This window comes from Streptomyces yokosukanensis (assembly GCF_001514035.1).
Taxonomy (GTDB): domain Bacteria; phylum Actinomycetota; class Actinomycetes; order Streptomycetales; family Streptomycetaceae; genus Streptomyces; species Streptomyces yokosukanensis.
Genome location: NZ_KQ948208.1, coordinates 174,916 through 194,403 on the forward strand (window position 1 = coordinate 174,916; position 19,488 = coordinate 194,403).

A 19,488-nucleotide genomic window follows, 5' to 3' on the forward strand; every position below is an offset into this window, starting at 1 on the left:
ACCGCCCACAGCCGCGGCCTCCACATGTCCCATCATGCTCAACCGCGTCAACACCACCATCAAGGGGCCGTCGGGCACCACTTGGGGATGATCAGTACGTAAGTACGCAGGACGACAAGATGAGTCGGGAGGGCGCGGTATCCGTATTCTCTGATCATGGCAGCTTCCCCCGCGTATGCACTGATCGCCACCGACCTGGACGGAACGCTGCTGCGCGGCGACGACAGCGTCTCCGAACGCTCGCTCGCCGCGCTCGCGCGGGTGGCGCGGGCCGGTGCCCGCCACCTGGTGGTGACGGGCCGGCCGGCCCCGCGGGTACGGCCCCTCCTCGCACGCCTCGGCTGCACGGGGCTCGCGGTGTGCGGGCAGGGCGCACAGGTCTACGACGCCGGATCCGGGCGCCTGTTGTGGTCGGTCCGGCTGGACCGGGAGCTGGCCGAGACCGCGCTCGGCAAGATCGAGGCGGAAGTGGGGCAGGTGTACGCGGCCGTCGACCAGGACGGCGTCGACGGGCTCACACTCATCGAGCCCGGCTACCTGATGCCGCACCCGACGCTGCCCGCGGTGCGGGTGGACAGGCGTGACGACCTGTGGCGCGAGCCCATCAGCAAGGTGCTGCTGCGCCATGCCGCCCTGTCCGACGACGAGTTGGCGGCCATCGCGCGCGCGGTGGTGGGCTCGCTGGCGACGGTCACCATGTCGGGGCCGGGGACCGTGGAACTCCAGCCGTCCGGGGTGACCAAGGCGACGGGTCTGGCGCTGGCGGCCGAGCGCCTCGGTGTCGGCGCGCAGGAGGCCCTGGCGTTCGGCGACATGCCCAACGACATCCCGATGTTCGAGTGGGCCGGGCGCGGGGTCGCCATGGCCGGCGCACATCCCGAACTGAAGGCGGTGGCCGATGAGATCACCTTGTCGAACGAGGACGACGGCATCGCCGTCGTCCTCGAAAGGCTGTTCCCGACCGACTGACCGGCACATCAGTACGCGGCCGTCCGTGACCGGCCCGGTGGATGCCCGGCGGCCGCCCGGCACGCCCCCGTCCGTCAGGTACGGGTGCGTGCCGGACGGCCGATGTCACTCCGGTGCGCCGGGCCGGCGGGGAACGTCAGTACGCGCTGTTGACGTTGTCGATGGAGCCGTAGCGCGCGGCGGCGTAGTTGCAGGCCGCCGTGATGTTGGCGACCGGGTCGTACGGGTCGAACGCCGTGCCGGTCACGTGGTAGGCGTTGAAGGTCGGGTCGATCACCTGCAGCAGGCCCTTGGACGGGGTGCCCGCGGCGGCGTTGGAGTCCCAGTTGTTGATGGCCAGCGGGTTGCCGGAGGACTCCCGCATGATGTTGCGGTAAATGCCGTTGTAGGTACCCGGGATGCTCTTCTGGGCCATGATCGCGAGCGAGTGACGGATCCAGCCGTCGAGGGTGTTCGGGTACCCGACGGTGGTGGTGGAGGCCGTCGTGGTGGTCGTCGTACCCGTGGCCGCGGAGGCGCTGGTGGCGCCGATGAGCGGCAGGGCGAGGACGGCGGCACCGGTGCCGGCGACGGCGAGGGTGCGGAAGAGGCGGTTGTTGCGGGTACGGCGGGGCTGAGCGGAAGCAGGCATGGGGAAGTCCTCTCCGTCGCCTACGAGGTGAGCTGTCGGGTTCGGGCGGGGAGGTGCCCGGCCGTGCCTCGGGAAAGGCACGGCTTCACCCCTAGCCGTTCCGGTGCGACGTGTGTCGTCCGGTCCGGCGACTTACCTGGGTCCCCCGCTCCTGCCGTACGAAATGAGTTCGTCGATGGGTTTCGCGGGCGGCGGCAGGATTCGGCGTCCGCCCGGTGGCCGGGAACGTATGCGAGAGCACATGTCGGGAACAAGTGCCGGATTCACACAACGCACCATTTGACCTTGGTCTACACCCTATGAGGCACTTGATCCTTTGCGGTTGCCAATCCTCAACTCGTCGGCCGAGCAAGGGGGGAAGGGGTGATTGGCCGGAGTGGGGTCCAGGTGGGCACCGTGACCCAACTCACGAAATAGCAAATATAAGCAAATCGGGCATAGGGGATTCGGGTGGTTCGGGTGAGCGGTGGAACCCGTGGAGCCGCGGTCGTCGTTGTCGTAGTGATCGCGGTCGTGTGCAGGAGGCGGGGTGTGCGTATTACTCCGCTCGCCTCTTGGTTCGCGACAAACCGGACGGGTTCCTGTTAAGTCGACAAATGTCCGCTCTTACCACTTGATCAAAAACATACCGGTCATGATCCGGTACCGCCCGGGCTGGACCGGTGGGCGCTATCGGTGATCGAAACAGGACCGGATACGCTGACTTGAGTGATGGCAACGACCTATCGACAAACCGTGTAATCGCCAGCAGACACCAGCAGACAGGAGACCCCTCGTGACCGTCGTCGGGCCGTTCGGGCTGAGCGTGCGGGACCAGGCTCTGGAAGCCGATGTCCAGGCCGGATTGGCGGCTGTCGAGGAAGGCTTGCTCGAGGCCACCAAGAGCGAGGTCCCGTTCATCACGGAGGCCGCTCAGCACCTCGTGCGGGCCGGCGGGAAGCGGTTCCGGCCGCTGCTCGTGATGCTCGCGGCCCAGTTCGGCGATCCTTACGCGCCGGGTGTCGTGCCGTCCGCCGTGGTCGTGGAGCTGACCCACCTGGCCACGCTGTACCACGACGACGTCATGGACGAGGCAGCCGTGCGGCGCGGTGTGGACAGTGCCAACACCCGCTGGGGCAACTCCGTCGCGGTCCTGACCGGCGACTTCCTCTTCGCCCGCGCCTCCCAGATCCTCGCCGACCTCGGCCCCGAGGCGGTCCGGGTGCAGGCCCTCGCGTTCGAGCGGCTGGTCACGGGCCAGATCCTGGAGACCGCCGGCCCCTCGGACGGCCGCGACCCGGTCGAGCACTACCTGGACGTGCTCGGCGGCAAGACGGGCTCGCTGGTGGCGGTCTCGTGCCGGTTCGGTGCGATGATGTCGGGCGCCGACGAGACGGTCGTCGACGTACTCACCCAGTACGGCGAGCGGCTCGGGGTCGCCTTCCAGCTCGCCGACGACGTCCTGGACATCGCCTCCGACTCGCACGAGTCCGGCAAGACCCCGGGCACCGACCTGCGCGAGGGCATCCCGACGCTGCCCGTGCTGCGGCTGCGCGAGCGGGCGGCCCGGCTGGGGCTGCCCGAGGACGCAGCGCTGTGCCGCCTGCTCGACTCCGACCTCAGCGACGACGCCCGGCACGCCGAGGCGCTGGCCGCGCTGCGCGCGCATCCCGCGCTGGAGCAGGCCCGCCGCGACACCGTCCGGTACGCGGAAGAGGCCCGCGCCGCGCTGGTGCCGCTCAGGGAGTGCGACGCCAAGGCGGCACTGCTGGAACTGTGCGACGCGGTGGTGCACCGCGCCGGCTGACACCCAGCCGCCCCACGGTCCACCCCTCCGGCCGGTCCCACGGATCACGTCCTCCGGCCGACTGTGCGGATCGCCCTTCGCGGAGGGTGATCCGCACCTCCCGTTCGACCTCCCGTACGACCAGCCTTACGGCCAGCCGTACGGCCGTGTACGCCCTCTTACGGGCCCGTCCGTTCCGGTGAGACCCTTACGGGTCGGGGGAGTCTTCGCCCCTACGTGTCATACCGCAGGCGTACACGCAGTTGGCTCCGAGGTCTGACGCTTCCTCAAGGTCGATTTGGTGAGATGGAAGCCACGGAAATCACCAGCACTCACCGATTCGGGTGAGAATGGCGGCTCTGGTGGACCAGCGTGAGGACAGCCGCCGCCGACGACGGAGGTAAGGCACACATGGCACCGTACGAATCCGACGACGCAGTGGACGCCGCGCGGGACGAAGCCCCGCACGCCGGGCGCCGCAAGGCCGCCCGCTACGCGGTCCCGGTCGCGGTGGTGGGGGTGGCGGCGGCCACGATCGGGCTGGTCCCGGCACTCGCCGCTTCCGGTGACCCGGACCTGCCCAAGATCACTGCCCAGCATCTCATCGAGAAGATCGCCAAGTCGGACGTGCAGCAGCTGTCCGGCACCGTGAAGATCAACACAGACCTCGGCCTGCCCAACCTCGGCGGCATGGAGAACTCCCTGGCCTCCGGCGCCGCCAAGGGCTCCGGCGCCTCCTCCGCCGACCCGCAGTCCCAGCTCACCTCGCTGGTCTCCGGCGCGCACACGCTGCGCGTCGCCGCCGACGGCCCGCAGAGGCAGAAGCTGTCGCTGCTGGAGAGCGGCTCCGAGTACAGCCTGATCCACAACGGCAAGGACGTGTGGGGCTACGACAGCAAGAGCAACGAGGTCTACCACTCCGCCTCGGCCGACGCGGGCAAGGACCACAGGGCCGAGCCGCCGGCCACGCCGAAGGACTTCGCCGACCAGGCGCTGAAGTCGGTGGACGACACCACGTCCGTCACCGTCGACGGCACCGAGCAGGTCGCCGGCCGCGACGCCTACAAGCTGCTGATCAAGCCGCGGCAGTCCGGCACCACGGTCGGCGCGATCAGCGTCGCTGTCGACGCGAAGACGGGCATGCCGCTGAAGTTCACGCTGACGCCGAAGAGCGGCGGCGCCGCCGTCCTCGACGTGGGTTTCACCCAGGTCTCCTTCGCTCGGCCGACCGCCTCCACCTTCGACTTCACCCCGCCCAAGGGCGCGAAGGTGACGCAGGAGAAGCAGGACCCCGCGGCCCGGAAGCACAGCGAGTCCGGCAAGGGCTTCGCCAAGGGCATGGAAGGCGGCGGCGTCCTCGGCAAGGGCTGGACGTCCGTGGCGACCTTCGACACCGGTTCCAAGGGTGGCCTGCCGACCGGTTCCAAGGGCGGCGACCTCGGCGGCTTCGTCGGCTCGCTCGGCGAGAAGGTCTCCGGCAAGTTCGGCAAGGGCACGGTCTTCTCCACCCGCCTGGTCAACGCCCTGATCACCGACGACGGCAAGGTGTACGCCGGTGCGGTGACCAAGGACGCCCTGGTGAAGGCGGCCGACGCCGGGAAGTGACCGCTCCCGGGCACCACGGGGCGTGATCGTGCGTTGACCCTTCGGGGGCAGAGCGAATCGAGGGGTTCCGGAGGATCGAGGGGGGAGCCGATGGGCGAACCGTCCGCCATGGAGCGGGACGCGGGGGAGGCGGGGGGCGCCGAGGGGCGCGCCCCGGCTCCGGGGCGGGCGCGGGAGGGCGTCATCGTCACGCGCGGCCTCACCAAGCGCTATCGCGGCGGGCAGCTCGCCGTCGACGGCCTGGACCTGACCGTTCCGGCGGGCAGCGTCTTCGGCTTCCTCGGTCCGAACGGCTCGGGCAAGACCACCACCATCCGCATGCTGATGGGCCTGATCGAGCCGACAAGGGGCACGGCCCGCGTGCTGGGCCGCCCGATGCCCCGGGCGGCCCGTGCCGTTCTCCCGCAGGTCGGCGCGCTCATCGAGGGCCCGGCCCTGTACGGCTTCCTCTCCGGCCGCGACAACCTGCTGCGCTACGACGCCGCCGACCCGACCGCCGACCCCCGCACCCGGCGCCTCCGCGTCGCCGCCGCCCTGGACCGGGTGGGCCTGACGGCGGCGGCGAGCAAGAAGGCAAAGGCGTACTCGCTCGGTATGAAACAGCGGCTGGGCCTTGCCGCCGCGCTGCTCCAGCCGCGCCGGCTGCTCGTCCTGGACGAGCCCACCAACGGGCTCGACCCACAGGGCATGCGCGAGATCCGCACCCTGATCAGGGAGTTGGCGGCCGACGGCACCACGGTCTTCCTCTCCTCACACCTCCTCGACGAGATCGAGCAGGTGTGCACGCACGCGGCGGTCATGGCGCGGGGCCGGCTCGTCGTCCAGGGCGCCGTGGCCGATCTGGCGGCCGGGGCGCGCGGGCGGCTGGTGGTGACCACCCCGGATCCCGCCGAGGCGGCCCGGGTGCTGAAGGAGCAGGGCGTCGCGGACGTGACCGCCGACGGTGACCGGGTCACCGGCGAACCACCCGCGCGGGACCTCGCCGAGGTGAACGCGGCCCTGGTCACGTCGGGAGTGCGGGTCCGGGGCCTCACGGTCGAACGGGCCTCGCTGGAGGACGCGTTCGTGGCGCTGACGGGGGAGGGCTTCGATGTCGCGGGCTGAGCCGGTTCCCCTGTCCGAGACGGTCCCCGGCTCCGCCGGGCGCCGGCCGAGCCCCCTGTGGACCTTCGGACTGCTGCGCAGCGAACTCGTCACGACCGTCCGCCGCTGGCGCACGCTCGCCCTGCTCGCGGTGCTCGCCGCGGTGCCGGTGCTGGTCGGGATCGCGGTGAAGATCGAGACGCGGGGCGGCGGGGACGTGGGCCACGGCGGCCAGGGCCCGGCGTTCATCTCCCAGATCACCAACAACGGCCTGTTCCTGGTGTTCACGGCGCTGGCCGCGACCCTGCCGTTCTTCCTGCCGATGGCCGTCGGGGTCGTCGCCGGCGACGCGATCGCGGGCGAGGCCGGCTCGGGCACCCTGCGCTATCTGCTGGTCGCCCCGGCCGGGCGCACCCGGCTGCTGCTCACCAAGTACACGACCGTGCTGGCCTTCTGCCTGCTGGCCACCCTGGTCGTCACCGTCTCGGCGCTGATCGTCGGCGCCCTGCTCTTCCCGCTGGGTGACCTCACGACCATCTCCGGCACCCGGATCAGCTTCGGCGAGGGCCTCGGCCGGGCCCTGCTGATCGCCCTGGTGGTCGCCGCCTCACTGGTCGGCGTTGCGGCGCTCGGCCTGTTCGTGTCGACGCTCACGGGCAGCGGCATCGCGGCGATGGCGACCACCGTCGGATTGGTCATCACGGTTCAGATCCTCGACCAGATACCCCAGTTGCACGCGCTCCAGCCGTACTTCTTCTCGCACTACTGGCTGTCCTTCGCCGACCTGATGCGCGATCCCGTCTACTGGGACGACCTGACGAAGAACCTCGGCCTCCAGGCGTTGTACGCGGCCGTGTTCGGCTCGGCGGCCTGGGCGCGCTTCACGGCGAAGGACATCAGCGCCTGACCCCTGGGACGCCCTCAGGCGGCCTGGTGCGGGAAGCGGGCGAGAGGAGCGTCCTGGGCGAAGAACGTCTTCGCACGCGCGAGCGCGTCGGCGTCCTTCTCTACGTCGCCCGGTCCGCTGCCGTTGCCCAGCAGCACCCCGCCGAAGCGCATCCCCATGTAGGCGGCCGAGTTGTTGAGTGTGCCGGCGTAAGGGTCGGCGACCGACGGCTCGGTGCCGGCGAGCGCGGCGACGCCCCAGAGCGTGCGGCCGGCCAGGGTCGCCTTGAAGTCCAGGCCGGGGGTGCGCAGCCAGCTGGACCAGTGGTCCAGGTAGCGCTTGGTGAGGCTGGACACCGAGTACCAGTACAGCGGTGAGGCGATCACGATGTCCGTGGCCGCGAGCGTGGCCTCCATCAGCAGACCGGTGGTGCTGTCCGCCGGCGGCCGTACGTACTCACTGCCGTGGCGCAGGTCGACGAAGTCGGGCAGCGGGTGGTCCGCCAGACGGATCCAGCGCTGCTCGACGTCATCGGGGAGCTGCTCGGCGGCCGCGCGGGCCAGCAGCTCGGTGTTGCCCTCGGCACGGGCGCTGCCCAGGACGAAGAGGAAACGACGGCTCATGGGTCCCCCAGGTGAGTGCTGCCGCGTACGACGAATAAACGCATGTGCATTTTATGCATACGCAATCAATTTTGACCAGGGTGCGGCTGGTGCGAGGCTGTGACGCTGCGGTGACGTGGAAGGCTACGGGAGCCGACACACTGGTTGGCAGGACGCGTACGACCGGATCGCGGCGCCGGGGGAGTGAGGGAAACACCGATGTCTCGACTCAGCTTCGAGAAGAAGCGGGCGCAGGAGCCCGCTGCGCATCCGGCCGTGGTAGCGGTCCGGGTGTTCGGCGCGGGCGGCGCGTCGGTGGGCGGGACGTCGGTGGTGGCGGCACCGGGCGAGGAGATCCAGCAGACCGTCCTCAACCACCTCCAGCGCCTCGCCATCAGCCTTGGCGCCCCCATACGTGCCACGATCCATGACGACCGCGCCGGCTGTGTGGTTCCGCTGGAGGTCTCGGCGGACGGCTCCAGCCGGGTGACGGGGGAGCCTGTACGGGTGGCTTCGCCGGCGGGTGTGACGAAGGTGCCCTCGCCCACGGGCGCGCGGGACGTACCCCCGGCCGCAACCCCGAAGCGGGTGCCGGCCGGGACGGTGCAGGCGCCGACGGGGCAGTTCGGACCCGCGCCGGTCATGCCGTCCAGGCGGACGCCGACATCCACCACCGGCGCCCCGGCCCCCGGGCCGAGCGCCACGGCCCCTGCCCCCGCCCCGATCCCCGGGTCGGCGCCCGCGGCCCCCGCCTTTCCGCCCGCCCCCGCTCCGATCCCCGGGTCGGCGCCCGCGATCCTCGCCTCCACCCTCACCTCCGCCTCCGATCGCACTCGCACCGCCGCCCTGAAGTCCGCGGCCGAGCGGGAAGCCGTGGCCTCCGCCTTCGACCCCGGCCCCACCCACACCCCGGCCCGAGGCTTCGACGCCGTTGCCGAGGAGGTGCTCGGGGACGGGCCCTTGACCGAGACCGCGGAAGGGGCCGAACTGCTCACCGAGCCGATGCTGCGGATCAACGAGGCCGTGCGTGCGGGCCGTATCGAGGCGGCGGCGGAACTCGCCGACCGTACGGTCGCCGAGGCGGCCACCCTGCTGGGCTCCGGCCATGCCGAGGTGCTGCACCTTCGTGAACTGTCCGCCTACATCGCCTACTTGGCGGGCGAGCCGGTCCGCGCCTTCGAGCTGTCCATGGACCTCGCCCGGCTGCGCCGGCAGGCCCGGGACGCGGAGGCCGCCTACGGCAACGTGGAGAGCGCGGCGACCGCCTGGCGTGCGGTGCGTGATCCCGAGGAGGGCCTGCGGCTGGGCCGCGACCTGATCGAGCTGTGGACGGAACTCACCACCGAGCCGGGTCCCGCCGCGGATGACCCGCACCCGCTGGAGTCCGCCCGCGCCCGTATGGTCCGCCTCACCGACCGGGCGGCCCGCGCCGCACGCGCGTGACCGCGACCGTCCCGCCACTCACCGCAGGACTCACCGCAGGATTCGGCACAGAACCTGCCGCAGGACTCACTGCAGGCAGAACTCGTTCCCCTCGGGATCCGTCAGCACCAGCCACTCCCCGCCGGGCTCCTTCACCTCGCGTACGACCTGCGCGCCCAGCGCCTGAAGCCGGGCCAGCTCCGCCGTGCGTCGCTCCGGGCCCGCGTGCAGATCCAGGTGGAGCCGGTTCTTGACCGTCTTCGGCTCCGGGACGCGCTGGAAGAGCAGCCGCCGGCCCAGTCCGGTGCCGGTCTGCGGGTCGTACGGGTCGTCGGGGTGTCGTACGGCGATCAGGTCGCGGAAGGCGGGGCGGCCGTGGTACTCGACCGTGGCCTCGCCCGCCAGCGCGCCGGCGGCCAGCAGGCGTTCGATCAGGGCGCTGTTGTCCTCGGCCGTGTAGTGCAACGCGGCGGCCCAGAAGTCGGCCTGGGTGTGCGGGTCGGCCGCGTCGATGACGAGCTTCCAGTGCAGCGGGGCGGGCGTGGATCCGGGTGTCTGGGTGGTCATGGTGACCACATATAGCCGCGGCCCGCGCCGGACGCGCTGATTCCGCGCCGCTGCGGCGGGAGTCGGCTCACCCCTGCCGGGATCTCTGCGGTGACCGCCGTCTACCGCCTCACGGCCTCACGGCCTCACGGCCTCACGGCCTCACGGCCTCACGGCCTCACGGCCTCACGGCCTCACGGCCTCACGGCCTCACGGCCTCACGGCCTCACGGCCTCACGGCCTCACGGCCTCGGGGTCCGCCTCCGGCCCGCAGGGCACGCTCTCCGCGTTCTTCCGTACCGGCCCGCTCTCCGCGTTCCGTAGGGCCCTGGCCGTTCCGGTCGACGTGGTGGTGCCGGGCGCGCCGGTCGCCCTCGCGAGCGCACGGGCGGCCCGGCGCGCGGAGCGCAGCGCGTCCCCCGTGAGCAGCAGCAGCGCCAGCCAGACCAGCGCGAACCCGGCCCAGCGCTCGGGCGGCATGGCCTCGTCGAAGTAGAGGATGCCGAGCAGGAACTGGAAGACGGGTGCCAGGTACTGCAGCAGGCCCAGCGTGGACAGCGGCACGCGGATGGCCGCCGCGCCGAAACAGACCAGGGGCAGCGCGGTGACCAGGCCGGTGGAGGCGAGCAGCGCGGCATGCCCGGCGCCGTCGTTCACGAAGCCGGCCTCGCCGTGGGCGACCAGCCACAGCAGAAAGCCGAGCGCGGGCAGGAACTGGATGGCGGTCTCGGCGGCCAGCGACTCGACGCCGCCGAGGCCGACCTTCTTCTTGACCAGGCCGTACGTGGCGAAGGAGAAGGCGAGGACCAGCGAGATCCAGGGCGGCCGGCCGTAGCCGACGGTCAGGACGACGACGGCGGCGAGGCCCGTTGCGACCGCGACCCACTGCACGGGCCGCAGCCGCTCCTTCAGCAGCAGCACCCCCATCGCGATGGTCACCAGAGGATTGATGAAGTACCCGAGGGAGGACTCGACGACGTGGCCGGAGTTCACGGCCCAGATGTAGACGCCCCAGTTCACGGTGATGACGGCGGCGGCCACGGTGATCAGCGCGAGCCGGCGCGGCTGGCGCAGCAGCTCCCCGGCCCAGGCCCAGCGCCGTACGAAGAGCAGGGCGATGCCGACGACGACGAGGGACCACACCATGCGGTGGGCGAGGATCTCCAGCGCCCCGGCGGGCTTGAGCAGGGGCCAGAAGAGGGGCACGAGGCCCCACATGCCGTACGCGGCGAAGCCGTTCAACAGGCCTATCCGGTGCTCGCCCTTGGACTTCTCGGCCACCAGACCCCTCCCTCTCGCATCAGGCACGCGAGTACGAAGGTAGCGCCGGGTGCCCCCGACTGTCATGTGTGTATCGGCATACGGTCATGACAGGCGGAGGCGTCCGACAGGTCGGCCCTTGAGTCCCGGCAAGTCGGCCCTTGGGTCCCGACGGGTCGGCCGATGAGGCCCGGCGGTCAGCCCTTGAGCGCGGCGGTGATCGCCTCGGCCAGCGGTGTGGTCGGGCGGCCCGTCAGGCGCGACAGGTCGCCGGAGGAGATCTCCAGCTCGCCCTTCTCGATCGAGGCGTCCACACCGGCCAGGATCGCGGCCAGCGGTCCGGGCAGCCCGGCGCCGGTGAGAATGCCGGTGACGGCCTCGACGGACACCGCGTCGTAGACGATCTCCTCGCCGGTCTGCCGGCTCAGCTCGGCCGCGAACTCGGCGAAGCCCCACGCCTCGTCGCCGCCCAGCTCGTACGTCGCGTTCTCGTGGCCCTCGCCGGTCAGCACCGCGACCGCGGCGGCGGCGTAGTCGGCGCGGGACGCCGAGGAGAGACGGCCGCCGCCCGCGGCATGGACGAGCGCGTGGTGCTCCAGCACCGGGGCCAGGTTCTCGGTGTAGTTCTCGTGGTACCAGCCGTTGCGCAGCAGGGTGTACGGCAGGCCGGAGGCGAGCAGCACCTCCTCCGTCGCCCGGTGGTCGTCCGCCAGCGCGGCCGTGAGGCTGCCCGGCGCGCTGGTGTAGGCGAGCAACGCCACACCGGCGGCCTTCGCGGCGTCGATGACGACCTGGTGCTGACCGACGCGGCCCTTGTCGAACTCATTGCCGGAGATCAGCAGGACCTTGTCACCGGCGGCGAACAGGCCCTCGAAGGTCTCGGGCGCGTTGTAGTCGGCGAGGGCCGTCCGCACGCCGCGGGCGGCGAAGTCGGCGGCCTTGTGCTCGTCGCGCACGACGGCGGTGATCTGCTCGGCCGGAACCTTCTCCAGCAGCTGCTCCACGACGTGGCGGCCGAGGTGTCCGGTGGCTCCGGTGACGACGATGCTCATGGTTCACAAACTCCTTGTGGGGTGCCCTCTGCCGTACGGCACTCACCCTAGGAGCTGCACTAACCATGCGAAAGTACCCACTTTGAAGTAAGGTACTGGCATGATGGTAAGCAAGGATCAGGCGAGCGCCGAGGCCATGTGCCCCTACCGGCTCGTGCTGGAGCACGTCACCAGCCGCTGGGGTGTGCTCGTGCTGATCGAGCTGATGGAGCGGCCGTACCGGTTCAGCGAACTGCGGCGGGCGGTCAGCTGCCTCGGCGGGCGGACCGTCAGCGAGAAGATGCTCACCCAGACCCTGCAGACCCTGGAGCGCGACGGCCTGGTCCACCGGGACGCCAAGCCGGTCATCCCGCCCCGTGTCGACTACTCGATCACCGACCTCGGCCGCGAGGCGGCGGAGCAGGTCCGTTCCCTCGCCCAGTGGACGCGCGACCGCATGGACGACGTGGAGGAGGCCCGCCAGGCATACGACGAGGCCCGGGAAATCCAGTCCCGGGCCTCGTAGGCGAACCGAAGAAGTCTCAGCCGAAGAAGTCTCAGCCGACGACGGTCCAGGTGTCGCCGCCGGCGAGCAGGGCGGCGAGGTCGCCCTTGCCCTTCTCCTCGATGGCGGTGTCCAGCTGCTCCGCCATGGCCGTGTCGTAGACCGGCCGTTCGACGTTGCGGAAGACGCCGATGGGGGTGTGGTGGAGGGTGTCGGGGTCGGCGAGCCGGGAGAGGGCGAAGGCGGTGATCGGGGACGCCGAGTGCGCGTCGTGGACCAGGATGTCCGCCTCGTTGTCCCCGGTCACGGTGACGACCTCCAGGTCTCCGGTGGTCCGGTTGCGTACGACGCCGCGCGCGCCGTCGGTGCCGAAGCGGATGGGCCGGCCGTGCTCGAGGCGGATCAGCGCCTCCTCGGCCTGCTGCTTGTCCTTCAGGGCATCGAAGGCGCCGTCGTTGAAGATGTTGCAGTTCTGGTAGATCTCGACCAGGGCCGTGCCGGGGTGATCGGCGGCCTGGCGCAGTACCTCGGTGAGGTGTTTGCGGTCGGAGTCGATGGTGCGGGCGACGAAGGAGGCCTCGGCGCCGATCGCCAGCGACACGGGGTTGAACGGTGCGTCGAGGGAGCCCATCGGGGTCGACTTGGTGATCTTGCCGACCTCGGACGTGGGCGAGTACTGGCCCTTGGTCAGGCCGTAGATCCGGTTGTTGAACAGGAGGATCTTGAGGTTGACGTTGCGGCGCAGGGCGTGGATCAGGTGGTTGCCGCCGATGGAGAGAGCGTCGCCGTCACCGGTGACGACCCACACCGACAGGTCCCGCCTGCTGGTGGCGAGTCCGGTGGCGATGGCCGGGGCGCGGCCGTGGATGGAGTGCATCCCGTAGGTGTTCATGTAGTACGGGAAGCGGGAGGAGCAGCCGATGCCGGAGACGAAGACGATGTTCTCCTTGGCCAGCCCCAGCTCCGGCATGAAGCCCTGGACGGCGGCGAGGATCGCGTAGTCACCGCAGCCGGGGCACCAGCGCACCTCCTGGTCCGACTTGAAGTCCTTCATCGACTGCTTGGCCTCGGCCTTGGGGACCAGCTGCAGCAGTCCGTTGCCGGTGTCAGTCATCGATGGCCTCCTTCAGCGCCGAGGCGAGCTGTTCCGCCTTGAACGGCATGCCGTTGACCTGGTTGTAGGAGTGGGCGTCGACCAGGTACTTCGCCCGGACGAGGGTGGCGAGCTGGCCGAGGTTCATCTCGGGGATCACGACCTTGTCGTAGCGCGCCAGGACCTCGCCGAGATTGGCCGGGAAGGGATTGATGTGGCGCAGGTGTGCCTGTGCGATCTTCTCGCCGGCCCGGCGCAGCCGCCGTACCGCCGCGGTGATCGGTCCGTACGTCGAGCCCCAGCCCAGGACCAGCGTCTTCGCGCCGTCGGGGTCGTCGACCTCGATGTCCGGGACCTGGATGCCGTCGATCTTGGCCTGGCGGGTGCGGACCATGAAGTCGTGGTTGGCCGGGTCGTAGGAGATGTTGCCCGTGCCGTCCTGCTTCTCGATGCCGCCGATGCGGTGCTCCAGACCCGGGGTGCCCGGGACGGCCCACGGCCGCGCGAGGGTCTGCGGGTCGCGCTTGTAGGGCCAGAAGACCTCGGTGCCGTCCGCGAGGGCGTGGTTGGGGCCGGAGGCGAACTGCACGCGCAGGTCGGGCAGTTCGTCCAGGTCCGGGATCCGCCACGGCTCGGAGCCGTTGGCCAGGTAGCCGTCGGAGAGCAGCATCACCGGCGTGCGGTACGTCAGCGCGATCCGTGCCGCCTCCAGCGCCGCGTCGAAGCAGTCCGCCGGGGTGCGCGGGGCGACGATCGGCACCGGCGCCTCGCCGTTGCGGCCGAACATCGCCTGCAGCAGGTCCGCCTGCTCGGTCTTGGTCGGCAGACCCGTGGACGGGCCGCCGCGCTGGATGTCCACCACCAGCAGCGGCAGCTCCAGCGACACCGCGAGGCCGATCGTCTCGCTCTTCAGCGCGACACCGGGCCCGGAGGTCGTGGTCACCGCGAGCGAGCCGCCGAAGGCCGCGCCCAGCGCGGCGCCGATGCCCGCGATCTCGTCCTCCGCCTGGAAGGTGCGCACACCGAAGTTCTTGTGGCGGCTCAGCTCGTGCAGGATGTCCGAGGCCGGGGTGATCGGGTACGAGCCCAGGAACAGCGGCAGGTCCGCCTGCCGGGACGCGCTGATCAGGCCGTAGGCCAGGGCGAGGTTGCCGGAGATGTTGCGGTAGGTGCCCACGGGGAAGGCCTTGGCGGCCGGGGCGACCTCGTAGGAGACCGCGAAGTCCTCCGTCGTCTCGCCGAAGTTCCAGCCCGCCCGGAACGCGGCGATGTTCGCCGCCATGATCTGAGGCTTCTTCGCGAACTTCGACTTCAGGAACTTCTCGGTGCCCTCGGTGGGCCGGTGGTACATCCACGACAGCAGACCCAGCGCGAACATGTTCTTGCTGCGCTCGGCCTCCTTGCGGGACAGGTCGAACTCCTTCAGCGCCTCCACCGTGAGGGTGGTCAGCGGCACCGGATGGAGGTTGTAGCCGTCCAGCGAGCCGTCCTCCAGGGGGGAGGCGTCGTAGCCGACCTTCTGCAGGGCGCGCTTGGTGAACTCGTCGGTGTTGACGATGATCTCGGCGCCGCGCGGCAGGTCGCCGATGTTCGCCTTCAGCGCGGCCGGGTTCATCGCGACCAGCACGTTCGGCGCGTCGCCCGGGGTGAGGATGTCGTGGTCGGCGAAGTGCAGCTGGAAGCTGGAGACGCCGGGCAGGGTGCCGGCGGGCGCGCGGATCTCGGCGGGGAAGTTCGGCAGGGTGGAGAGGTCGTTGCCGAAAGAAGCGGTCTCCGAGGTGAACCGGTCCCCGGTGAGCTGCATACCGTCACCCGAGTCCCCCGCGAACCGGATGATCACCCGGTCCAGGCGCCGCACGTCCTTCGCGCCGCCCGGTGCTCGCTGCTCTCCCACGACGGTTTCGTCGGCTTGCTCCGCTGGGCTGCTGACCTGGCTGGTCACTGAACTGGACCTCCTTCGAGGCGGCTGTCCGGGCGTGGTCGTCCCACGGACCATCCCAGGATCAACCCTACGTCGGTTAGGGTCGCCTTCCCGAGGCCATCCGTATGATGGACGGCTTTCTGAGACGGCCTTTCGTGTTTCTGAGAGGGTCTTTCGCGATTCCTAGGTGATCTTTCAAGCCGGCTTCTCATGAGGTACCGGATCGGTCCCCCATGATTTCCCGCCCCCCTCGCAACTGACTCGAAGACGCGAGCCCCGGCCGCCCGCGGGCGCCGGACGGGCTGACCTCCTGCTGACACGGTGTCAGTCCGTCACGAGTTCAGATAGGTCAGTACGGCCAGAACACGCCGGTGATCCCCGTCACTGGGGGTCAGGCCGAGCTTCAGGAAGATGTTGCTGACGTGCTTCTCCACCGCCCCGTCGCTGACCACCAGCTGCCGGGCGATCGCCGAGTTCGTCCGGCCCTCGGCCATCAGCCCGAGCACCTCGCGCTCGCGCGGTGTCAGCCCCGCGAGCACGTCCTGCTTGCGGCTGCGGCCGAGCAGCTGCGCGACCACCTCCGGGTCCAGCGCCGTACCGCCCTCGGCCACCCGCACCACCGCGTCCACGAACTCGCGCACCTCGGCGACCCGGTCCTTGAGCAGATAGCCCACGCCCCGGCTGGAACCGGCCAGCAGCTCGGTGGCGTACCGCTCCTCCACGTACTGCGACAGCACCAGTACCCCGAGCCCCGGGTGCGCCTTCCGCAGCCGTACGGCCGCCCGTACGCCCTCGTCGGTGTGTGTCGGCGGCATCCGTACGTCCGCCACGACCACGTCCGGCGGCGTGCCCTGCGCCTGCAGGTCGGCGACGGTCTTCACCAGCGCCTCCGCGTCACCCACACCGGCCACGACGTCGAGCCCGCGGTCGGTCAGCAGTCGGGTCAGGCCCTCTCTGAGCAGCACTGAATCCTCGGCGATGACCACCCGCACCCTGTCCTCCACGATCTTCCGGCCCCCCAAGCCCGATCCCGCTCCGCGACGACGTCCGTCCGTCCGCGTCGAGCGCGCCGTCCGTACGGAGGTCAAGCATTCCAGCAATCGCCCCGGCCCGCCGCCCCGCCTGGGAACCCCACCTCCAAGGAGGGGGTTCTAGGGGGGTGCGGGCCGGGGCCGCGGCCGGCGGGGGGATGTCGCCGTGTGCCGTCAGGCTCGCCAGGGCAGTTCCGCGATCACCCGGGTGGGGCCACCTTCGGGGGAGTCCACCACGAGGACGCCGTCCACGGCGTCCAGGCGTCCGGCGAGGCCGGCCAGGCCCGAGCCGCGGGAGACGTCCGCGCCGCCCACGCCGTCGTCGATCACCTGCAGCATCAGCCGGTCCTCCGTGTGCCACACGTCCACCGAAGCGGAGCGGGCCCGGCTGTGCTTGCTGATGTTCTGCAGCAGTTCGGAGACGGTGAAGTAGGCGATGCCCTCGATGGCCGGGGCAGGGCGGGCCGGCAGCTCGACCTCGACCCGCACCGGGACCGCGCACCGGGAGGCCACCGCGGACAGCGCCGCGTCCAGGCCGCGGTCGGTCAGCACCGCCGGATGGATGCCGCGGGCGAGATCGCGCAGCTCCTGCAGCGCCGTCTTCACCTCGCCGTGCGCCTCGTCCACCATCCGCGCCGCCGCCTGCGGATCCTCCTGGAGCTTCTCCTTCGCCAGCCCCAGATCCATGGCCAGGCTGACCAGCCGGGCCTGCGCCCCGTCGTGCAGATCCCGCTCGATGCGCCGCAGGTCGGCGGCGGCCGTGTCGACGACGACCCCCCGGTCCGACTCCAGCTCCACCACCCGCGCCGTCAGCAGCGACGGCCCCAGAAGCCCCCGGACCAGCACCGCGTCCACCGTCGTCAGGGCCCGCACGATCCACGGCGTGGCCAGCGTGAACAGCAGTCCGACCAGCGCGGTCACGGTGATCTCGAACGGGTTGTCCAGATAGACGCTGTGGTGCTCGTCGCCGTACAGCTGCAGGCCGCCCTGGCCGGCGTACGTCGGGAAGACCCAGAACCACAGCGGGTACGTCAGCAGTGCCCAGCCCGTCGTCCACAGGGTCACCGCCACCGTGAACGAGAACACCGCCCAGGGGAACTGCACCAGCGCGTACAGCACGTTCCGCCAAGAAGTACCGCTCTTGAGCACCGCGCCGATCCAGGCCGTCGCGCCCGGCCCGCGCATCCGCAGCGGTTCCGGCTCGGCCACGTCCAGCCGCAGCAGTCCGCGGGCCCGCGCCCGCTCCAGCGCGGCGAAGCCCCGGCAGCCGGCGAGCGCCGCCGCGAGCACGGGGATGCCGATGAAGGTCACCAGGAGGCCGGCGCCGAGCGACACCATGGTCACCGTCCAGGTGAACAGCGTGATCGAGAGCGGCAGGCTCAGCAGGACATAGCCGAACTCGCGCCAGCTGCGTGCCTCGAACGGCGCCCGCAGCGCGGCGGGCAGTCGATGGCCGGCTCCGGCGGACCTGCCGTCCCCCCGCCCGTATCCGTACCCGTGTCCGTACTCCGTGGTCATCGTCTCGTCCCGTTTTCCTTGTTCGAGCGGCGGTTCAGCCGTGTGTCCAGAGTCGTGCGTGGCGGTGCGCGGGGGACATGGAGTCCGTCGGCGTCTTGGGGCGGGGGTTATCCCCACCTCGGCCTCCGGCGGGTCGGCCGGGGTTCGCTGTGGGCGCGGGCGCGGATGTCGATGTGGGTGCGTCGTAGGTGCGTGTGGGGGGCGTGGCCGGTCGCGCAGTTCCCCGCGCCCCTATGCGGAGGTGTCCGTCTCCGTCCGGTTCCGCCAGGGCAGCTCGGCTGTGACCACCGTCGGGCCGCCGGGCGGCGAGTCGAGCACGAACAGGCCGTCCACCGCGCCCAGCCGGTCCGCCAGGCCGCGCATGCCCGTGCCGCCCTCCAGCCGGGCGCCGCCCCGGCCGTCGTCCTGGACCTGGATGAGCAGCCGGTCCTCCGTGCGCCACACGTCCACCGACGCGGAGCGGGCCCGGCTGTGCTTGCTGATGTTCTGCAGCAGTTCGGAGACGGTGAAGTAGGCGATGCCCTCGATGGCGGGGGCCGGGCGGTCCGGCAGGTCCACGGTGACCTTCACCGGGACCGTGCAGCGCGAGGCCACCGAGGACAGGGCCGCGTCCAGGCCCCGGTCCGTGAGCACGGCCGGATGGATGCCGCGGGCGAGATCGCGCAGCTCCTGCAGGGCCAGCTTCACCTCGCCGTGGGCCTCCGCCACCATCTCGGCCGCCGAGTCGGGGTCCTCCAGCAGCTTCTCCTTGGCCAGACCGAGCCCCATGGCCAGGTTGACCAGCCGGGCCTGCGCCCCGTCGTGCAGGTCCCGCTCGATGCGTCGCAGGTCGGCGGCGGCCGTGTCGACGACGACCCCCCGGTCCGACTCCAGTTCGGCGATGCGCCGTTCCAGCTCGTCCGAGGGCGACAGCAGTCCGCGCACCATGAAGCGGTCCACGTTGGCGAGGCCCCGCGCCAGGTACGGCAGCGCCGGCCACAGCACGATCAGCGAGATCAGCACCGTGCAGAAGGTGAGGATGCCCCAGGGCAGCCGGATGACGTCGTACAGCAGCGTCCGCCAGCCCACCGGATCCTTCAGCGCCATCCAGAGCCGCTGCAGCGGCCCGCCGCTCCTCGCGAGCGGCAGCGGTGTCGGCTCCTCCACATGCACCCCGAGCAGCCATCGGGCGCGGGCCCGCTCCAGCTTCCCCAGCTGTCGGGCGCCCAGCAGAGCGAGCGCGAGCAGCGGGAGCCCGACGACGGTGACCGTCAGGGCGCCGCCGACGGCCAGCGCGGTGATCGCGTAGACGAAGCCGAGCACCGTCACCGGCAGGTTCAGCAGGAGATGAAGGATCTCCCTCCACGTGTGCGCGTCGTACGGCGGCCGGATCGGCGGCAGCCGGTCGGTGCCGTCGCCCCGGCCCGGGGCGGAGCTGCTGGTAGCGGTCATACCGGTCAGCCTGCCGTGCCCGGTGCCCTGCGCGCCATGCGGTATGCCGCCCTCCGCCGACGGGGGAAAACCCCACCCCCGCGCTCCTCACCGGTCTCACGCCGTGACGGGCTGCTTACCAGTTCTTTATCAGGGCCTAGACTCCCGTGCGTACAGATCGTCGAATCACGTTGCATTACAGGGTTCACT

The 19,488-nt window shown here is 71.0% G+C and carries 17 protein-coding genes and 1 riboswitch; of the genes, 7 read left to right on the top strand and 10 right to left on the bottom strand.

Annotated features, from left to right (window positions below; translation table 11 throughout):
• Positions 1 to 156 precede the first annotated feature (156 nt).
• Positions 157 to 969, top strand: a complete 813-nt coding sequence (locus tag AQI95_RS07320) for a Cof-type HAD-IIB family hydrolase (RefSeq protein WP_067119283.1) — start codon at positions 157 to 159, stop codon at positions 967 to 969.
• A gap of 136 nt (positions 970 to 1,105) precedes the next feature.
• On the opposite strand, the gene AQI95_RS07325 is transcribed toward AQI95_RS07320, so the two are convergent.
• Positions 1,106 to 1,600, bottom strand: coding sequence for a transglycosylase SLT domain-containing protein (locus AQI95_RS07325; protein ID WP_067119286.1), 495 nt, complete (start codon positions 1,598 to 1,600; stop codon positions 1,106 to 1,108).
• A 4-nt stretch (positions 1,601 to 1,604) separates the two neighbouring features.
• Positions 1,605 to 1,785, bottom strand: a riboswitch (cyclic di-AMP (ydaO/yuaA leader).
• A 590-nt stretch (positions 1,786 to 2,375) separates the two neighbouring features.
• On the opposite strand from AQI95_RS07325, the gene AQI95_RS07330 reads away from it, so the two are divergent.
• The 4 genes from AQI95_RS07330 to AQI95_RS07345 all read left to right on the top strand — a co-directional run bounded on the left by AQI95_RS07330 (position 2,376) and on the right by AQI95_RS07345 (position 6,960).
• A complete protein-coding gene (locus AQI95_RS07330) occupies positions 2,376 to 3,386 on the top strand; it encodes a polyprenyl synthetase family protein (RefSeq protein ID WP_067119289.1) in 1,011 nt (336 codons plus the stop codon).
• A gap of 390 nt (positions 3,387 to 3,776) precedes the next feature.
• Positions 3,777 to 4,970, top strand: coding sequence for a LolA family protein (locus AQI95_RS07335; RefSeq protein WP_067119293.1), 1,194 nt, complete (start codon positions 3,777 to 3,779; stop codon positions 4,968 to 4,970).
• A gap of 90 nt (positions 4,971 to 5,060) precedes the next feature.
• Complete coding sequence (locus tag AQI95_RS07340) at positions 5,061 to 6,074, top strand: ABC transporter ATP-binding protein (protein WP_067119297.1); 1,014 nt, start codon at positions 5,061 to 5,063, stop codon at positions 6,072 to 6,074.
• Entirely contained in the window at positions 6,061 to 6,960 is a 900-nt protein-coding gene (locus tag AQI95_RS07345) for an ABC transporter permease (protein WP_067119299.1), read from the top strand. Before AQI95_RS07340 ends, AQI95_RS07345 begins: the two co-directional genes overlap by 14 nt.
• Positions 6,961 to 6,974: 14 nt before the next feature.
• On the opposite strand, the gene AQI95_RS07350 is transcribed toward AQI95_RS07345, so the two are convergent.
• On the bottom strand, positions 6,975 to 7,562 hold the full coding sequence (locus AQI95_RS07350) for a flavodoxin family protein (RefSeq protein ID WP_067119302.1): 588 nt from the start codon (positions 7,560 to 7,562) through the stop codon (positions 6,975 to 6,977).
• Positions 7,563 to 7,760: 198 nt separating this feature from the next.
• On the opposite strand from AQI95_RS07350, the gene AQI95_RS07355 reads away from it, so the two are divergent.
• Complete coding sequence (locus AQI95_RS07355; protein WP_067119305.1) at positions 7,761 to 8,984, top strand: hypothetical protein; 1,224 nt, start codon at positions 7,761 to 7,763, stop codon at positions 8,982 to 8,984.
• Between the two features lie 66 nt (positions 8,985 to 9,050).
• On the opposite strand, the gene AQI95_RS07360 is transcribed toward AQI95_RS07355, so the two are convergent.
• From AQI95_RS07360 to AQI95_RS07370, 3 genes are all read right to left on the bottom strand, one after another.
• Positions 9,051 to 9,530, bottom strand: a complete 480-nt coding sequence (locus AQI95_RS07360) for a VOC family protein (RefSeq protein ID WP_067120377.1) — start codon at positions 9,528 to 9,530, stop codon at positions 9,051 to 9,053.
• Positions 9,531 to 9,743: 213 nt separating this feature from the next.
• Positions 9,744 to 10,790 (bottom strand): EamA family transporter RarD, encoded by a 1,047-nt coding sequence (gene rarD, locus AQI95_RS07365; RefSeq protein ID WP_079071118.1) that lies wholly within the window; start codon positions 10,788 to 10,790, stop codon positions 9,744 to 9,746.
• A 176-nt stretch (positions 10,791 to 10,966) separates the two neighbouring features.
• Positions 10,967 to 11,821, bottom strand: coding sequence for an SDR family oxidoreductase (locus AQI95_RS07370; protein ID WP_067119308.1), 855 nt, complete (start codon positions 11,819 to 11,821; stop codon positions 10,967 to 10,969).
• A 100-nt stretch (positions 11,822 to 11,921) separates the two neighbouring features.
• Between AQI95_RS07370 and AQI95_RS07375 the strand changes: the two genes are divergently transcribed.
• The gene (locus AQI95_RS07375) at positions 11,922 to 12,326 is read left to right on the top strand and encodes a winged helix-turn-helix transcriptional regulator (protein WP_067119311.1); all 405 of its coding nucleotides are present in this window, start codon (positions 11,922 to 11,924) and stop codon (positions 12,324 to 12,326) included.
• Positions 12,327 to 12,357: 31 nt separating this feature from the next.
• Here the strand turns inward: AQI95_RS07375 and AQI95_RS07380 are convergent, their stop codons facing one another.
• From AQI95_RS07380 to AQI95_RS07400, 5 genes are all read right to left on the bottom strand, one after another.
• Positions 12,358 to 13,419 (bottom strand): 2-oxoacid:ferredoxin oxidoreductase subunit beta, encoded by a 1,062-nt coding sequence (locus tag AQI95_RS07380; protein ID WP_067119314.1) that lies wholly within the window; start codon positions 13,417 to 13,419, stop codon positions 12,358 to 12,360.
• Positions 13,412 to 15,340 carry a 2-oxoacid:acceptor oxidoreductase subunit alpha gene (locus AQI95_RS07385; RefSeq protein WP_067119317.1) on the bottom strand — a complete coding sequence of 643 codons (1,929 nt, stop codon included), beginning with the start codon at positions 15,338 to 15,340 and terminating at the stop codon, positions 13,412 to 13,414. Before AQI95_RS07385 ends, AQI95_RS07380 begins: the two co-directional genes overlap by 8 nt.
• 311 nt (positions 15,341 to 15,651) lie before the next feature.
• The gene (locus AQI95_RS07390) at positions 15,652 to 16,311 is read right to left on the bottom strand and encodes a LuxR C-terminal-related transcriptional regulator (RefSeq protein ID WP_279616998.1); all 660 of its coding nucleotides are present in this window, start codon (positions 16,309 to 16,311) and stop codon (positions 15,652 to 15,654) included.
• Between the two features lie 213 nt (positions 16,312 to 16,524).
• Positions 16,525 to 17,868 carry a sensor histidine kinase gene (locus AQI95_RS07395; protein WP_067119320.1) on the bottom strand — a complete coding sequence of 448 codons (1,344 nt, stop codon included), beginning with the start codon at positions 17,866 to 17,868 and terminating at the stop codon, positions 16,525 to 16,527.
• 231 nt (positions 17,869 to 18,099) lie between these two features.
• The gene (locus tag AQI95_RS07400; protein WP_067119323.1) at positions 18,100 to 19,299 is read right to left on the bottom strand and encodes a sensor histidine kinase; all 1,200 of its coding nucleotides are present in this window, start codon (positions 19,297 to 19,299) and stop codon (positions 18,100 to 18,102) included.
• Positions 19,300 to 19,488: the final 189 nt, after the last annotated feature.

Excerpts from the sequence above, each read along its gene's own strand:
- AQI95_RS07380 (WP_067119314.1), bottom strand. The coding sequence starts at position 13,419 with ATGACTGACACCGGCAACGGACTGCTGCAGCTGGTCCCCAAGGCCGAG.
- AQI95_RS07325 (WP_067119286.1), bottom strand. The coding sequence starts at position 1,600 with ATGCCTGCTTCCGCTCAGCCCCGCCGTACCCGCAACAACCGCCTCTTC.
- AQI95_RS07395 (WP_067119320.1), bottom strand. The coding sequence starts at position 17,868 with ATGACCACGGAGTACGGACACGGGTACGGATACGGGCGGGGGGACGGC.
- AQI95_RS07335 (WP_067119293.1), top strand. The coding sequence starts at position 3,777 with ATGGCACCGTACGAATCCGACGACGCAGTGGACGCCGCGCGGGACGAA.
- AQI95_RS07370 (WP_067119308.1), bottom strand. The coding sequence starts at position 11,821 with ATGAGCATCGTCGTCACCGGAGCCACCGGACACCTCGGCCGCCACGTC.
- AQI95_RS07350 (WP_067119302.1), bottom strand. The coding sequence starts at position 7,562 with ATGAGCCGTCGTTTCCTCTTCGTCCTGGGCAGCGCCCGTGCCGAGGGC.
- AQI95_RS07345 (WP_067119299.1), top strand. The coding sequence starts at position 6,061 with ATGTCGCGGGCTGAGCCGGTTCCCCTGTCCGAGACGGTCCCCGGCTCC.
- AQI95_RS07320 (WP_067119283.1), top strand. The coding sequence starts at position 157 with ATGGCAGCTTCCCCCGCGTATGCACTGATCGCCACCGACCTGGACGGA.
- AQI95_RS07400 (WP_067119323.1), bottom strand. The coding sequence starts at position 19,299 with ATGACCGCTACCAGCAGCTCCGCCCCGGGCCGGGGCGACGGCACCGAC.
- AQI95_RS07355 (WP_067119305.1), top strand. The coding sequence starts at position 7,761 with ATGTCTCGACTCAGCTTCGAGAAGAAGCGGGCGCAGGAGCCCGCTGCG.
- AQI95_RS07340 (WP_067119297.1), top strand. The coding sequence starts at position 5,061 with ATGGGCGAACCGTCCGCCATGGAGCGGGACGCGGGGGAGGCGGGGGGC.
- AQI95_RS07360 (WP_067120377.1), bottom strand. The coding sequence starts at position 9,530 with ATGACCACCCAGACACCCGGATCCACGCCCGCCCCGCTGCACTGGAAG.
- AQI95_RS07375 (WP_067119311.1), top strand. The coding sequence starts at position 11,922 with ATGATGGTAAGCAAGGATCAGGCGAGCGCCGAGGCCATGTGCCCCTAC.